Annotated in this window: 11 protein-coding genes, 1 tRNA gene and 3 pseudogenes; 12 read left to right on the top strand and 3 right to left on the bottom strand. The window is 63.1% G+C overall.

Annotation, left to right across the window (positions count from 1 at the left end; genetic code table 11):
* Positions 1-56 precede the first annotated feature (56 nt).
* The 3 genes and pseudogenes from ASC48_RS02010 (at position 57) to ASC48_RS02000 (ending at position 2,581) form a co-directional block, all read left to right on the top strand.
* A complete protein-coding gene (locus tag ASC48_RS02010; protein ID WP_055454125.1) occupies positions 57-1,718 on the top strand; it encodes an alkaline phosphatase family protein in 1,662 nt (553 codons plus the stop codon).
* An 86-nt stretch (positions 1,719-1,804) separates the two neighbouring features.
* Positions 1,805-2,139, top strand: a pseudogene (locus tag ASC48_RS02005) (zinc ribbon domain-containing protein YjdM).
* A gap of 133 nt (positions 2,140-2,272) precedes the next feature.
* The gene (locus ASC48_RS02000; protein WP_055454124.1) at positions 2,273-2,581 is read left to right on the top strand and encodes a type II toxin-antitoxin system TacA family antitoxin; all 309 of its coding nucleotides are present in this window, start codon (positions 2,273-2,275) and stop codon (positions 2,579-2,581) included.
* A gap of 413 nt (positions 2,582-2,994) precedes the next feature.
* On the opposite strand, the pseudogene ASC48_RS19450 reads toward ASC48_RS02000, so the two are convergent.
* Positions 2,995-3,190: pseudogene (locus tag ASC48_RS19450) on the bottom strand (IS5/IS1182 family transposase); the annotation flags it as partial.
* A gap of 87 nt (positions 3,191-3,277) precedes the next feature.
* Positions 3,278-3,354 (bottom strand) — tRNA-Met (locus ASC48_RS01990).
* A 540-nt stretch (positions 3,355-3,894) separates the two neighbouring features.
* Here ASC48_RS01990 and ASC48_RS01985 point away from each other — a divergent pair.
* Both ASC48_RS01985 and ASC48_RS01980 read left to right on the top strand, forming a co-directional pair.
* A pseudogene (locus tag ASC48_RS01985) lies at positions 3,895-4,186 on the top strand (type II toxin-antitoxin system RelE/ParE family toxin).
* Positions 4,183-4,479, top strand: coding sequence for a helix-turn-helix domain-containing protein (locus ASC48_RS01980; protein WP_055454122.1), 297 nt, complete (start codon positions 4,183-4,185; stop codon positions 4,477-4,479). Before ASC48_RS01985 ends, ASC48_RS01980 begins: the two are co-directional and overlap by 4 nt.
* Positions 4,480-4,530: 51 nt before the next feature.
* Here ASC48_RS01980 and mnmA read toward each other — a convergent pair whose 3' ends face one another.
* Positions 4,531-5,715, bottom strand: coding sequence for a tRNA 2-thiouridine(34) synthase MnmA (mnmA, locus tag ASC48_RS01975; RefSeq protein ID WP_055454121.1), 1,185 nt, complete (start codon positions 5,713-5,715; stop codon positions 4,531-4,533).
* 388 nt (positions 5,716-6,103) lie between these two features.
* Here mnmA and ASC48_RS01970 point away from each other — a divergent pair, with 388 nt between their 5' ends.
* The 7 genes from ASC48_RS01970 to fliN all read left to right on the top strand — a co-directional run bounded on the left by ASC48_RS01970 (position 6,104) and on the right by fliN (position 13,836).
* Positions 6,104-8,251, top strand: a complete 2,148-nt coding sequence (locus tag ASC48_RS01970; protein ID WP_141658846.1) for a flagellar hook-length control protein FliK — start codon at positions 6,104-6,106, stop codon at positions 8,249-8,251.
* A 54-nt stretch (positions 8,252-8,305) separates the two neighbouring features.
* On the top strand, positions 8,306-8,962 hold the full coding sequence (locus ASC48_RS01965) for a flagellar hook assembly protein FlgD (protein WP_055454119.1): 657 nt from the start codon (positions 8,306-8,308) through the stop codon (positions 8,960-8,962).
* 407 nt (positions 8,963-9,369) lie between these two features.
* Positions 9,370-9,645 carry a CtrA inhibitor SciP gene (sciP, locus tag ASC48_RS01960; RefSeq protein ID WP_019963894.1) on the top strand — a complete coding sequence of 92 codons (276 nt, stop codon included), beginning with the start codon at positions 9,370-9,372 and terminating at the stop codon, positions 9,643-9,645.
* 455 nt (positions 9,646-10,100) lie between these two features.
* Entirely contained in the window at positions 10,101-11,717 is a 1,617-nt protein-coding gene (gene fliF, locus ASC48_RS01955) for a flagellar basal-body MS-ring/collar protein FliF (protein ID WP_072242491.1), read from the top strand.
* A gap of 3 nt (positions 11,718-11,720) precedes the next feature.
* Positions 11,721-12,770: a flagellar motor switch protein FliG gene (fliG, locus tag ASC48_RS01950; protein WP_055454118.1), complete on the top strand. Its 1,050-nt coding sequence runs from the start codon at positions 11,721-11,723 to the stop codon at positions 12,768-12,770.
* Positions 12,771-12,796: 26 nt separating this feature from the next.
* Positions 12,797-13,501, top strand: coding sequence for a FliH/SctL family protein (locus ASC48_RS01945; RefSeq protein ID WP_055454117.1), 705 nt, complete (start codon positions 12,797-12,799; stop codon positions 13,499-13,501).
* The gene (gene fliN, locus ASC48_RS01940; RefSeq protein ID WP_050474949.1) at positions 13,498-13,836 is read left to right on the top strand and encodes a flagellar motor switch protein FliN; all 339 of its coding nucleotides are present in this window, start codon (positions 13,498-13,500) and stop codon (positions 13,834-13,836) included. Before ASC48_RS01945 ends, fliN begins: the two co-directional genes overlap by 4 nt.
* Positions 13,837-13,839: the final 3 nt, after the last annotated feature.

Raw genomic sequence — 13,839 nt, 5'->3', positions numbered from 1 at the left:
GCGGTCGGATGGGGCGGGGGGCAAAGGCGGCTCCGGAACAAGAGAAGGCAAAGTGAATGACAGGCCATAGATGGAGCGGCAAGACCCCGAAGGCGAGGGCAGGGGAAGATGATCTGGCCCGCAGCGGCTCACTGAGGCCCGTTGTGGCGCTGGCCGTGTTCCTGTTGGTCATCATGACGGCCTGCAACCTGCCGGACCGGCCGGGCGGCTACACGCTGGGTGCTTTCGCGCACCTGCCCTTCGAGCTGCCGCTGGCGGGGCTTGCCTTGCTGCTGCTGCCGAAGCGGTCTGCCTATGGCGCCGCTGTCTTGACCACTGTGCTGGTCTTCGTTCTGCTGGTCCTGAAACTTGCCGACACCGGCGTGCAGATGGCGTTTCAGCGGCCGTTCAACCCCTACCTCGATATCAGGATGCTGGGCGATGGCTGGAACCTTCTGTCCGGCACCATCGGCAGCTTCACCGCTGGGCTGGCTGTGGCTCTGGCCTTTGCCGTGCTTGCAGGAGCGATGGCGGCGTTCTTCTGGTCGGCAGTCTGCCTCATCCGCATGCGGGCCCCCTTGCGCCTGCCTGCGCTGGCTGGCTTTGCCATCCTGCTGGCAGGGGGGCTTGCGATGCTCGCCGCCGGCGGCAATGCCGGGTTCCAGAGCGCCAGCCTCGGAGAACGGCTGAAGGTGGTGGCCCGTTCCATCGCTGACCTCAGCGCCTTTGAGGCCGAACTGATGCAGCCTGCGGACCTGCCGCCGCCCGGGCAGCTTTTCGCCCGCGTCCGGGGGCAGGATGTGGTGCTGGCCTTCATCGAATCCTATGGCCGCAGCGCCATCGAGGACCCGCGCTATGCCCCGCTCACCGGCCCGCGCCTTGCCGCCGTGCAGGCAGAGCTGGAGGAGGCGGGCTATGCCATGGCCAGCGGCTGGACCCGCGCGCCGACCGTGGGCGGCCTCAGCTGGCTCGCCCATGGCACGCTGCTGTCGGGCCTGTGGGTGGACAGTCAGGCGCGCTATGACCTGCTGATGCGCAGCGGCAGGCCGAGCCTCAACCGCCTGTTCCGCGATGCCGGGTGGCAGAGCGTGGCGGTGATGCCCGCCATCACCATGGACTGGCCGGAGTCTGCCTATTATGGCTATGACACGGTGCTGGCGGCCGAGGACCTTGGCTACACCGGCAAGCCCTTTAACTGGGTGACGATGCCGGACCAGTATACGCTCTCCGCCTTTGACAGGCTGGCGCGCCTGCCCGCAGCGGCAGAGGGCAAGCCGGTGATGGCGGAAATCGCCCTTATCTCCAGCCACGCGCCGTGGACACCGGTGCCAAGCCTCATTGACTGGGACAAGGCCGCAGAGGGCAGCAATTTCAACGCTCAGGCGGAAAGCGGCGACAGTCCCGCCGTGGTCTGGGCCGACCCGGAGCGGGTGCGCGATCACTATATCCGCACCATCGATTATGCGCTGGAAACCCTCGGCAGCTATATCGCCCGCTCGGACGGCGAGGCGCTCTATGTGTTTCTGGGCGACCACCAGCCGGCGGCGATCATCACCGGGCAAGGGGCCTCGCGTGCCGTGCCCGTCCATGTGGTCAGCCGCGACCGGGCGCTTGTCTCCCGCTTTCTCGAGCATGGCTTCACCCCCGGCATGATGCCGGCCGCCACGCCGCAGGCAGGCCGGGAGCCGGGCATGGACGGCCTGCGCGATGTGCTGATCCGGGCGATGAGCGGGGACTAGGGCCCTGTGCTGCCTGCGCTGATGGCAGCGGCCTAAGGGAAAACCCTGATGTTGCCATCAGCCGGGGCGGGGCCTATACCCCGGCCATGGACACTTTGCCCCCTTGCCCCGAATGCCGCTCCACCTTCACCTATGAAGTGGAAGGCACCCTGACATGCCCCGAGTGCGGGCATGAATGGCCGCTGGCCGCCGCACCCGAGGCGGGCCTTGAAGTGCGTGATAGCGTTGGAACCTGCTCGCCGATGGCGACACGGTGACCCTGATCAAGGACCTGAAGCTCAAGGGCTCCTCCTGTGTCCTCAAGATCGGCACCAAGGTCCGCGGCATCCGTCTCGCCGACAGCGGCCACAACATCGACTGCAAGATCCCCGGCATCGGCCCGATCGGCCTGAAGTCCGAGTTCGTCAAAAAGGCGACGTGAGGGGCCGAGGCGCCCGATTTACGAGGCTTTGCAGGGCGAAGCCCCGCGGCAGTATTCGAGCCAGACCGTTTCGTTGTCATGTACGCCGTCGAGGCGTATATCTCGCGCTGCTTCAGGTCTCTGGAAAGCAGCCATGCCTGCATTTGATGACACAACGAAGGACATTGACGGCCGTGCAAGCGAGCGAATGAGCTTTCGTGCCAAGCCGCATGTCAAGCAGGCCATCCAGCGCGCTGCGGCACTGAGCGGCGTGAACGGCAGCGTGTTCACCATGAGCGCCGCCTACCAGTCCGCGCTTGCGACAATCGCCGCGCATGAGCGCACGTTGCTTGAACCTGTCGATCACGCCGCTTTCTTCGACGCGCTCGAACCACCGCCGCAGCCGTCCGCGAAGCTGAAGGACGCATTTGCCCGCCATAAGTCGCTTGTACTGTCGAAGTGACTGGCGGTGAATCGCCGAAAAGCCTCATAGAGCCGTTCGATCCGGACAAGCACGACCGGACGGCCTTCTCCTGCGGTGTTGAGCAGGTTGACAACTCCTTCAAGAAGACCGCGAAGAAGCTGGCTGATGCCGGTAATCTGCGCGTCCATGTGATGACTGCCCCGGATGGCGCGGTGATCGGCTTCTATGCGCTCAATGTCCATGCGATCGACTATCAGGACCTGCCGGCGAAATACGCCCGCACCCGGCCCGCGCATGGATCCATTCCGGCGGCATTTCTGTCCATGACCGGCGTGGACCAGCGCAATGCTGGTCAGGGCTACGGCGGCGACCTTCTGGCCGATGCACTGCCGCGCGTCGCCCGAGCTGCGGAGCATATGGGGCTCGATGTTGTTGTGCTCGATGTTTTCGACGATGGCAACTCTGACTTCGCCGAACGGCGGATGAGACTCTATGCGGGCCATGGGCAAAAAAAGGTTCAACCAAAGCCCATTCCCGATCTATGATGCCGCTTGCATAGCGTGCCGTCCGCCGGTCATAGTGCCGGCGGGTGATTTCGCTCCAGGCCATTTTGAACTCCATCGAATCTCGCAAATCCGGAGGAATCATAGCCTGTTGAAATCACTCACCTCTTTTGAGGCAGACTCTGGGAGTTCAGCCATTTGTGTAGCTAAAACAATAAAATAACTGGAAAAGTGGTAGCGGAGGAGGGACTCGAACCCCCGACACGCGGATTATGATTCCGCTGCTCTAACCAACTGAGCTACTCCGCCATCCATCCGTCTGCCGTTTTGGAGTGCCGGAGAGGTTGGTGCTGTCCGGCGGGCAGAGGCTTGAGCGCGGCGCGGTGGCGCCGGTGTGGGGAGCTTATAGGAAGGGGCGGGGGCTCCTGTCAAGCGGGGTTTGACGGGATTTTGACAGGCGGCAGAAGTGGCTGTTCTGCCTGTGGATGACGGCGGTGAAGCTGTCCGGCAAATGCGGGGAAAATGGCGGATTTCTGGTGCCTTGGGGCGGTTGCCCCATGGCGTTGCCTGGCTTTTGATGCGGCAGGCGCGATGTGGCGCCGTATGCATGAATAATTCAGCTTATTGTATGGATGATCCTCCGGCGCGGATGGAGCGGATGGTGCGGCGGGCCAGGGCCTTGCGTCCATGACAGGTCCCGGCACGGAGGCCGGGACGGCGCAGCGGGGGCGGTTTGCGGATGAACTGACAGGGACCTTGCGGCAGCTTGTCTTTTATACAAAATTTTGTATACTCGGATTATGGCGGGATCCATAACCAGTCGCTTTCTGTGGCAGCTCTCCTGATGACATGCGCGCCTTTCCGCCACAGGTGCGGCGGGACGCCGGGTATCAGCTTGACCGGGTGCAAAGCGGTCTTGAGCCGGATGACTGGAAGCCGATGAACAACGGTGGGGCAAGGGGTGAAGGAAATCCGGATCCGCGATGCGTCCGGTGCGTTCCGCGTCATCTATGCCGCCAGGTTTGCTGATGCTGTTTACGTGCTTCATTGCTTTCAGAAGAAGACGGAAAAAACGGCAAAGTCCGATCTTGATCTCGCTGCGAAGCGTTACCGCGACTTGCTGAAGGAACAGGGCCGATGAATGAGCCGCAGTTTGCCAATGAGCGGTTTGCCAGTGTCTGGGACGCCATCGAAGACACGCCGGAAGAAGTGGAGAACATGAAGCTTCGCTCCATGCTGATGATGGCGTTGAAGAGCCATATCGAGCGTGCCGGACTGAATCAGGCGCAGGCCGCGCAGATGTTTGGCGTGACGCAGCCGCGTGTGTCTGACCTGATGCGCGGCAAGATCAATCTGTTCGGTCTTGATGCGCTGGTGAATATGGCAACAGCAGCGGGCTTGCGCATCGAGATGCAGGTGCGCGAACCCGCCTGATGCTTCCGGGGTTTTCCTCTCCGTCCGCAGCGGACGGAGAGGAAAATAGCCTCACGCTGCCGGCAGCGTCCGGTTTTCCTCGCGGGTGAAGGCGGGGCTGGTGAGGCCGAGGGGTCTGGCGCGGGCGATCCAGCCGCCGCCCAGAACCTGCGCGCTGCTGCCGTCGCTGTCATAGAAGACGCAGGCCTGCCCCGGCGCGACACCGGTTTCCCCGTCTGTCAGCTCCACCTTTGTCACGCCATCCGTGATGGTCAGCACCGCCGGGGTCGGCGGGCGGGTGGAGCGGACCTTGGCGAAGACTTCGGCGCGCATGCCTTCCGTGGCAGGCGTTGCGCCCAGCCAGTTGAGGTCGCGCAGTTCCAGCGTGCGGGTGGCGAGCGCCTCCTTGGGGCCGACGAGCACCCGCTTCTGCGCAGCGTCCAGATGCACCACGTAAAGCGGTTCGCCGGTGGCCACGCCAATGCCACGCCGCTGGCCGATGGTGTAGTGGATGATGCCCTCGTGCCGGCCCAGCACACGCCCGTCCAGATGCACGATGTCGCCCGGCTCCAGCGCATCGGGGCGCAGCTTCTGGATCACGTCGGAATACTTGCCCTTGGGCACGAAACAGATGTCCTGGCTGTCCTGCTTGTCGGCAACGGACAGTCCGAATTCGCGGGCCAATTCGCGCACGACCGCCTTCGGCATGCCGCCGAGCGGGAAGCGCAGGAAATCCAGCTGCTCCTGCGTGGTGGCAAAGAGGAAGTAGCTCTGGTCGCGGTCAAGGTCCGCCGGGCGGAACATCTGGTGGTGGCCGTCAGTGCCCGGCGCCGTGCGCACATAATGGCCGGTGGCCAGCACATCGGCACCCAGCGTGCGGGCGGTGGCCAGCAGGTCGGAGAATTTGACCGTCTGGTTGCAGGCCACGCAAGGCACCGGCGTTTCGCCGTTGAGATAGCTGTCGGCGAAACGGTCGATCACCTGCTCCTTGAAGCGGCGCTCGTAGTCCAGCACGTAATGGGGGATGCCGAGGCGCTCGGCCACGCGGCGTGCATCGTGAATGTCCTGCCCGGCGCAGCAGGAGCCTGCCCGGTGGACGGCGGCGCCATGGTCATAAAGCTGCAGGGTGATGCCGATGACATCATAGCCCTCGCGCTTCATCAGGCCGGCGACAACGGAAGAGTCGACGCCGCCGGACATGGCGACAACGACACGGGTCTCTGCCGGGGGCTTCGGCAGATGAAGGGTATTCAGCATTTTGCGTCCTCTCGTTCCGCCGGGGTCAAGGGCCGGGGGCGGGATGGGCGTTGGCCGGAAGGGCATGACTGCAGCAATGCCGAAGGTCAAGCTGTCCCGCATGTGCCGCAGGCAGCCCGGCGGAACTGCGGTCAGGCCGTCCGGGAGATGGGGGCAGTATACAGGCAAGGCACGCTGCTGCCAATCGGCCCGGCAAAAGGTGCAGGTTACCGGGCAAGCCTTGCCGTGCCGGGCAGGATTTGCCGGGCTGAGGGCGTGAGGGAAGTGACGTCCACCGGTCATTTTCCTGATTCAAAACAACAATTTGCGGGTGCTGAAATTGGCCCCGTCCTTGCTTTTGGCTGACAAGGACAAATTCGCCCCTTGTGGGCAAGCGTCGAGGGTTGCCGTGCAGGCATTTCAGCTTCGGATCGATCTTGGTGGCATGGGCGCACCTGCTGGGGCAGGCGCCGGGGCTTCGGCTGGCGGTCAGGCGGCGGAGGGTGTCTTCGCCGGTGTTCTGGCAAGCGCTGGCGTTGAAGGCGCTGGGGCGCCGCTTGCGGGTGTGCAGCCTGTGCCGGTGAATGCGTCTGCTTCCGGCAGCCTTCCGGCGCAGAAGGCCATTGATGCGCAGGGTCTGCAGGTGCTGCAGCCCGGCGCCGTGGCGGAGCCGGCGGCCATTGATGCGGATGCAGCGCTGCCTGTGCCCCTGCCTCAGGTGCCGGTTGCAGCTCCCGGTGAGCTGCCGTCCCAGGTTCCCGGCAAGTCGGCTGGTGAGGCTGCGCCTGATGGTTTGCCGTTTGTGGATGCGCCGGTGCCGGATGGCGAAGACGGTGCTGAGGCCGCGGATGCGGCGGCGATGGTGGTGGCATTCGTCATGCCTGCCCCTCTTCCAGCGCCGCAGCCGGTTGTCTCTGCTCCCGTGCAGAATGGCCTTCAGGATGGTGCGCTGAATGGCGCGGATGGCCTGCGCGGCAGCATCACTCCGGCCTTGCCGGATCTGCCGCAGCCGGGCGGGCAGCCGCAGGTGCAGCCCGGCATGGCCCGGCCGCAGGTTGATGCGTCTCTTTCCGCGCCCCCTGCACCTGCTGGCGGGGATATGCCGTCCGCTGAGGCTGGCAAGGCTCCCGCGGCCACGCAAGCGATGGCTCCTGCTGGTGCTGATACCGGATCCGCCCCCGCTCCGGGCGCCGTGCCGCAGGCGGTTCAGCAGCTGACAACTGCCTGGCCGCAGGCGGGTGCCGGTCTTGAGGTTGCGCTTGCCGCTGCAGGGCTCACAGCCAGCGAGGCTGAAGCTCTACAGCCAGATGTTCTGGCAGCGCTTGCACGCTCTGCCCAGGGGGAGGCAGTGGCCATCAGGGCAGGCTCAACCGGTTCCGCTGATGCCCAGATTCAGACCCAGTCTCAGCCTCAGCCTCAGGCAGCTGCTGCACCCCAGGCCGGGACCCAGGCTCAGGCGCGTCCGCAGCCGGTTTCTCCGGCAGGCACGCCTGTGGCAGCAGAGGGTGCTGCGTCCCAGCCGGTGGCCGCAACGGCAGCTCCTGCGGTTGATGCCCAGCCGGACGGGGTCGAGACGCTGCGTTTTGCCATTGCTGCCGGTGCGGATGATGTTGCCGGGGCTCCCGCTGCCCGGCCCGAAATTTTGGCCCAGCAGGCGGTGGCCAGTGCTGTCGCAAATGCGGCTGCCAGCAGCCTGACGGCCAAGGCAGTTGCGGGAACGGCCGCGCAGACAGCTCAGGCTGACGAGGCCGTGCAGCTGGCAGTTCAGAAGCAGGCTGCGGACAAGGATGGTTCTGGCAGCCGCTATCGCGTTGCGGATGAGGTTTCGTCTGAAAAGCCGGTGACACAGCCTGTGGCCATGAAAGGCACGCAGGCGGCTGATCTGGCGGGCGCATCGGCTACCGTCAACGCCGGTCAGGCTGCCGCAAACGCTGCTGCGCCGGATGACGCAGAGGCGGACAAGGGACCGGACCCGGCCGTGGCACTGGATGCCCGTGCCGGACGGATGGATTTTACCGGTTTTGGCCGGGCTGACGGGCAAACGGCCACGGGCGCGGGCACGGCGCAGGCATCTGTGTCCGGGCAGGTGCCCACGCAGGCACAGGCCCAGGCTGCCGCCAGCCAGATTGCCGGACAGATCCAGCTGCAGTCCCGCGCCGGGCAGAGCCGGTTCCAGATGCGGCTCGATCCGCCGGAGCTCGGCCGGATCGAGGTGCATATGAGGGTCAAGGCCGGCGGTGAAGTCGAAGCTCACCTCATCGTCGACAAGTCCGAAACGCTGGACATGTTCATGCGCGACCAGAAGGGCCTTGAGCGGGCGCTGGAGCAGATCGGTCTGAAGGCCGAGCAGGGCGGGCTGCAGTTTTCGCTGCGCGATGAAGGCAATGGCCGCCAGTTTGCTTTTTCCGGTGACGGGCAGGGCAATGGCTCCGGCCAGTCCGGCCGTCAGGATCAGCAGCGGGGACAGGACGGGCAGGCAGCAGAGCGCGGAATCAGCGAACGCGTGGTGCAGCTCTACCGCCAGAATGGGCGCAGCGGCGTCGATATCCGGATCTAGTATGCGTGCAAACTCCGGCTTGGCTGCAGGCCGCCGGTGTCAGGAGTGAAGAGAATGGCGACGGTTACAGGCACAAACAGCACTCAGACAAGCGCCAGCGCAATCAGCCAGCAGACACTGCTTGGCAGCTATGACCTGTTCCTGACGCTGCTGACCACGCAGATCAAGAATCAGGACCCGCTTGAGCCTCTGGATGCCTCGCAATACACCCAGCAGCTGGTGCAATATTCCAGCGTTGAACAGGCCATCAAGAGCAATCAGCACCTTGAAAGCCTGATTGCCATGATGCAGGCGGGGCAGGCTTCCTCCTATGTGAACTATCTTGGTTCCCAGGTCACTGCATCCGGCGCCAGCAGCGTCCTGACCAATGGCGAGGCAATCTGGAAGGCCAATGTTTCAGAGGCGGCATCGGGCACTGTCGAGATCCGCAATTCCGCTGGCGCCAAGGTCTATGAAGGGCCGGTTGAGTTCAACAGGGGCAACAACACCTTCATCTGGGACGGCAAGACCGCCACTGGCGCCGTCATGCCGGATGGGGCCTATACGGTCTCCTTCAGGCTGTCGAATGCAGCCGGGAACAAGGTGACACCGACGACGCAGATATCCGGCGTTGTCGACCGCGTCGATCTGTCGAGCGGCACGCCTTATCTTGAGATCGGCGGCATCTCGATCCCGGTCAGTTCGGTCACGTCGGTCGCGAGGGCGAGTTAAGACGAGCTGCCGGTGAGAATGACTCACTGGCATTCGCTCCGGCCCGTGCGGAGCTTGAGCAATTTCAAGGCGTGATGCGTCAGCATCTCAGAGCCTTGCTATAAGACCGGCCTGCCAAAGGGCAGGCACAATCCGTCGGTCTGAAGCGTGGGAGTTTTCTCCTGCGCTTTTTTGTTTGCTGCCGGAGGGGACGGGGAAGGCCGGGAATGGTCTACAGATTACCGTATGGTAAACAAACTCTCAATTTGGCTAAACAAAGGCGAACTATTTTGAAATGCTTTCTTAAGCGCTGCCTCAAGAAATCGCAATTTCATAGTTAATACAATGTAACTTCTCGCTTAGGTAAATTTTAAACTCCGCTGTCTATTCTCTCTTCAAGACCTGGTCATGGTTTGTGTGAGAGTAAAATGACCGAGCAAATTCGTTCGCGTGTGAAATATGTGATTGGGCCGGATGGAAGCCCTCTCACCATCGCTGATCTGCCGCCGCCCAGTACAAAGCGGTGGGTCATCCGGCGTAAGGCGGAAGTCGTGGCAGCTGTCCGCGGCGGCCTCCTTTCCCTGGAAGAGGCTTGCCAGCGTTACACGCTGACGGTCGAAGAGTTCCTGTCATGGCAGAGCTCGATTGAGCGCCATGGGCTGGCGGGTCTGAGAGCGACACGTATCCAGCAATATAGAAACTGACGGTTGGGTCTGCGGCTTGCCGCAGGCGCGGTCTGTACCTCCAAAAACTGGCCGGGCTCGAAAGAGGCCGGCCTTTCTGTTTTGCCCTTGCCCGGACCGGCCGCGGAGGCGGGACTGCAACCATCTGTGGTCAAACCGGTCTGACGCTGATTCCCGGTGGCGCGATGCTGCTGCCGGCCGCTAGAAGCGGATTCAGCTGGCGAGCTTCAGATGGCCCGCCTCGTCAAAAGTTACCCACTGATTAACGGAAACCGGCAGAATTTCGCTATTTGCAAGAGATGGCGGTAATAATTGGCGGCGGAATTCCGCCGGTTTTCCGGCTAGCGTCAATACTCGTTAATAACTTGTTTACCTTCTAGCGGGCAAATTTTGCCTATCGGACAATGGGGCCGGGTCAGAGTAGGCCGTGATTCCCTCAACTGCCGGGTAGGGCCAACGAACGCGAGCGGGCAAACGTGAACGGATTGATCGAATTCATCAGAACATTGGGTGCAGCGCGCGTGGCCGCCATGGGGGCGGTCGCGGCGATCCTTATTGGTGTTTTCGCCTTCATCATTCTGCGGGTGACGGCGCCGCAGATGGCACAGCTCTATTCGGACCTGTCGCTGGAGGATTCGGCGGCAATCATCAACTCGCTGGAGCAGCAGGCGATTCCCTTCGAGCTGCGGCGCGAAGGGTCGACGATCTTGATCCCGCAGGAGCAGATCGCCCGGGTCCGCATGCGGCTTGCCGAGAACGGCCTGCCGACCGGCGGGTCCATCGGTTATGAGATTTTCGACCGTTCGGATACGCTGGGCGCCACCAGCTTCATCCAGAACATCAATCACCTGCGCGCGATGGAAGGGGAACTGGCCCGCACGATCCGATCCATCGACCGCATCGTCTCGGCGCGTGTTCATCTCGTGATCCCCGAACGCCAGCTGTTTCAGCGCGATGCCCGTCCGCCTTCGGCCTCAATCGCCGTCAAGGTCCGCGGTTCGCTTGGGGCAGGCGAGATTCGGGCGATCCAGCATCTGGTGGCTGCAGCTGTTGACGGACTGACGCCGGAACGCGTCTCCATCGTCGATGACGCCGGGCGGCTGCTGGCCTCCAGTTCGGACGACAATGCGCAGGCGATGCTCTCCACCCAGCTGCAGGAGCGCACCTTCGAAGTGGAGCAACGGCTGCGCAATCAGGTGGAGGAAATCCTCAACAGCGTCGTCGGGCCGGGGCGGGCCCGCGTGCGCGTCGCCGCTCAGATCGACCACAACCGTGTCACGGAAACGCAGGAGCGCTTTGATCCCGAAGGCCAGGTCGTGCGCTCGACCCAGACCAAGGAAGAAGCGAGCTCGCGGGGAGCTGGCCAGAATGCCGTGACTGTCGGGAACCAGCTCCCGAATGCGGATCAGGGCGGGGCGGGAGCTGGCGACGTCGAAGCGTCGAACATCAACGAGGAAATCGTCAACTACGAGATTTCCAAGGCGACCCGGACTGAAGTGGTCGAGGCGGGCAGCATCAAGCGGCTGTCGGTCGCTGTTCTGGTGGATGGCGTCTACACGCCGAATGCGGATGGTGTGCTTCAGTATGAGCCGCGCACACAGGAAGTGCTCGACCGGATCGCCGTGCTGGTCCGCTCGGCAGTGGGCTTCGACGCTGCCCGCGGTGACGTGGTTGAGGTCGTCAATCTGCGCTTTGCCCAGGCGCCGGAAGCTGACTTCGAGCCTGCAACAACCAGCATGTTCGACTTCACCCGCGATGACATCATGCGCTTTGCCGAGTTGGGGGTGCTGATGCTGATCGCGCTGCTGCTGCTCCTCTTTGTGGTGCGCCCGCTTCTGCGCCGCATTGTGACGCCGGATGAAAAGCAGCCCCAGGAACTGGTCATCGCACCGGATGGCACGCTGGTGGCCGAGAGCGAACTGCCGCAGCAGCAGGACGACGAGGATGATGGTGTGGTCATCGAATGGCTGGAGGAGGCCAAGCGTGAAGGTGCCATGCAGGCCTCGTCCATCGCCAAGGTGGGCGCAATGATCGAAGATTATCCGACTGAAGCCGTGACGATCGTGCGCGGCTGGCTGGAGGAGGCGGCGTAATCCATGGCGCAAAGCCAATTGCAGAACCAGCTGACCGTCAGTGACGATGGCATTGAGCGGGAGCTCAAGGGGGCCGAGCGTGCTGCGGTTCTCTTGCTGGCCCTTGGCGAAGTCCATGGACGGCAGATCTGGGCCCGTCTCGACGAGATCGAGGTGCGCCAGATTTCTGCGGCCATGGCCAAGCTGGGGCCTGTCACCCCGAACATGCTGCAGGAGCTTTTTGCCGACTTCGTGCGGCGCCTGAGCTCGCGCGGTTCGCTGATGGGCAACGTGGATGCGACAGAACGCCTGCTGGCGGCCTTCCTGCCGCAGGACAAGGTGTCGGTGATCATGGAGGAAATCCGTGGTCCTGCCGGCCGCAACATGTGGGAAAAGCTCTCCAACGTGCAGGAGAACGTTCTCGCCAACTATCTGAAGAACGAATACCCGCAGACCGTTGCCGTGGTGCTGTCCAAGATCAACTCGGACCATGCCGCGCGGGTGCTGTCGATCCTGCCGGAAGATCTGGCGCTTGAGGTGATCAACCGCATGCTGCGCATGGAGGCGGTCCAGAAGGAGGTTCTGGAGAAGGTCGAGATGACGCTTCGCAAGGAGTTCATGTCGAACCTGACCAATACCAGCCGCCGTGACAGCCATGAGATGATGGCGGATATCTTCAACAACTTCGACCGGCAGACCGAAGCCCGCTTCCTGGCGGCGCTTGAAGAAGAGAACCGGGAATCGGCGGAGCGCATCAAGAACCTGATGTTCACCTTCGACGATCTGATGAAGCTCGATGCGGCCAGCTGTCAGACCCTGCTGCGCAACGTGGAGAAGGACCGCCTCACCATTGCGCTGAAGGGGTCTACTGATCAGGTGCGCGACTTCTTCTTCTCCAACATGTCCTCGCGGGCGGCGAAAATGCTCCGGGATGACATGGAAGCGCTTGGGCCGGTGCGCCTGCGCGACGTGGATGAAGCCCAATCCGCCATGGTTGCGACAGCAAAGGATCTGGCTGCGCGCGGCGAAATCATGATCGCGAAGTCGAAGAGCGACGACGAGATCATCTATTGATGACAAGCGAGGTCTAGAGCGGAAGCATGTCACGCTTCACGACACCGTCGAAATTCCTGTTCAGCACGGATTTTGCGGCTCCGGAGGCTCCGGCTGCCGAATTGCCGCAGGAGCCGGTCGTGCCGGTGATGCCGGTTGCCCAGCATGAGGCTCTGCTGGCGGCCGCCATTGCCGATGCACGCAGCAAGGGCCGGGCTGAAGGCATGGAAGAGGCGCGTGCCGGCGAGGAGCGCCGTCTTGCGGATGAGGCGGCCCGTCTTGTGAGTGTGGCTCAGCAGGTTTTCGACGAAATCGATGGCTTCCGGGAAGAGATCGAGCGGGACGCGATTTCACTCGCCTTTCTCGTCGCGCGGCGGCTTTGTGCGCATCTGATCGCGCGCAGCCCGCTGGGAGAGATCGTGGCGCTGGTGTCCGAATGTCTCGGCCCCTTGCGGGAGGCCCCGCATCTGGTCATCCGCGTGGCGGTCAAGGATGTCGATGCGTTGAAGAAGCGTATGGATCCGCTGATTGAGGAAAAGGGTTTCGAGGGGCGTCTCGTCATCCTCGGAGAACCTGAGGTCGAGCGCGGCGATTGCCGGATTGAATGGGCCGATGGCGGCATCCTGCGGGACCGCAAGGCTATTGAGAAACAGATTGACCAGATCATTCGCGGCTATTTCCAGGCCAAGGCTGCTGCCCGTGTGCGGCCTCAGGCGCGTGAGACATCCGCAACCGGGGAGACTGAGGCATGAGCAATACAGGTGATGGCGGAATTCCGCTGGATGAACTTGAAAGCCCAGGCCGGCGCCGGGAAGACCGGGGCGACATCGGCCACGCTTCATCGGCGGCCGATCTGGAAGCTGTTTTCGATGTGCCGGTGCGCATCTCGGCCGTGCTGGGCCATTCCAAGATGCATGTTGCGGACTTGTTGAAGCTGGCATCGGGAACGGTGCTGGAGCTGGACCGCAAGGTCGGCGAGGCCATCGATATCTATGTGAATGACCGGCTGGTCGCCCGCGGGGAAGTTGTTGTGGTCGAGAACAAGCTGGGCGTGACCATGACCGAGATTATCAAGACCGACCGCTGAGAG

This window comes from Pannonibacter indicus (assembly GCF_001418225.1).
GTDB classification, from domain to species: domain Bacteria; phylum Pseudomonadota; class Alphaproteobacteria; order Rhizobiales; family Stappiaceae; genus Pannonibacter; species Pannonibacter indicus.
This window is presented reverse-complemented; position numbering and strand designations above follow the sequence as displayed.

Excerpts from the sequence above, each read along its gene's own strand:
- ASC48_RS02010 (WP_055454125.1), top strand. The coding sequence starts at position 57 with ATGACAGGCCATAGATGGAGCGGCAAGACCCCGAAGGCGAGGGCAGGG.
- fliN (WP_050474949.1), top strand. The coding sequence starts at position 13,498 with ATGAGCAATACAGGTGATGGCGGAATTCCGCTGGATGAACTTGAAAGC.
- sciP (WP_019963894.1), top strand. The coding sequence starts at position 9,370 with ATGACCGAGCAAATTCGTTCGCGTGTGAAATATGTGATTGGGCCGGAT.
- ASC48_RS02000 (WP_055454124.1), top strand. The coding sequence starts at position 2,273 with ATGCCTGCATTTGATGACACAACGAAGGACATTGACGGCCGTGCAAGC.
- ASC48_RS01945 (WP_055454117.1), top strand. The coding sequence starts at position 12,797 with ATGTCACGCTTCACGACACCGTCGAAATTCCTGTTCAGCACGGATTTT.
- fliG (WP_055454118.1), top strand. The coding sequence starts at position 11,721 with ATGGCGCAAAGCCAATTGCAGAACCAGCTGACCGTCAGTGACGATGGC.
- ASC48_RS01965 (WP_055454119.1), top strand. The coding sequence starts at position 8,306 with ATGGCGACGGTTACAGGCACAAACAGCACTCAGACAAGCGCCAGCGCA.
- mnmA (WP_055454121.1), bottom strand. The coding sequence starts at position 5,715 with ATGCTGAATACCCTTCATCTGCCGAAGCCCCCGGCAGAGACCCGTGTC.
- ASC48_RS01980 (WP_055454122.1), top strand. The coding sequence starts at position 4,183 with ATGAATGAGCCGCAGTTTGCCAATGAGCGGTTTGCCAGTGTCTGGGAC.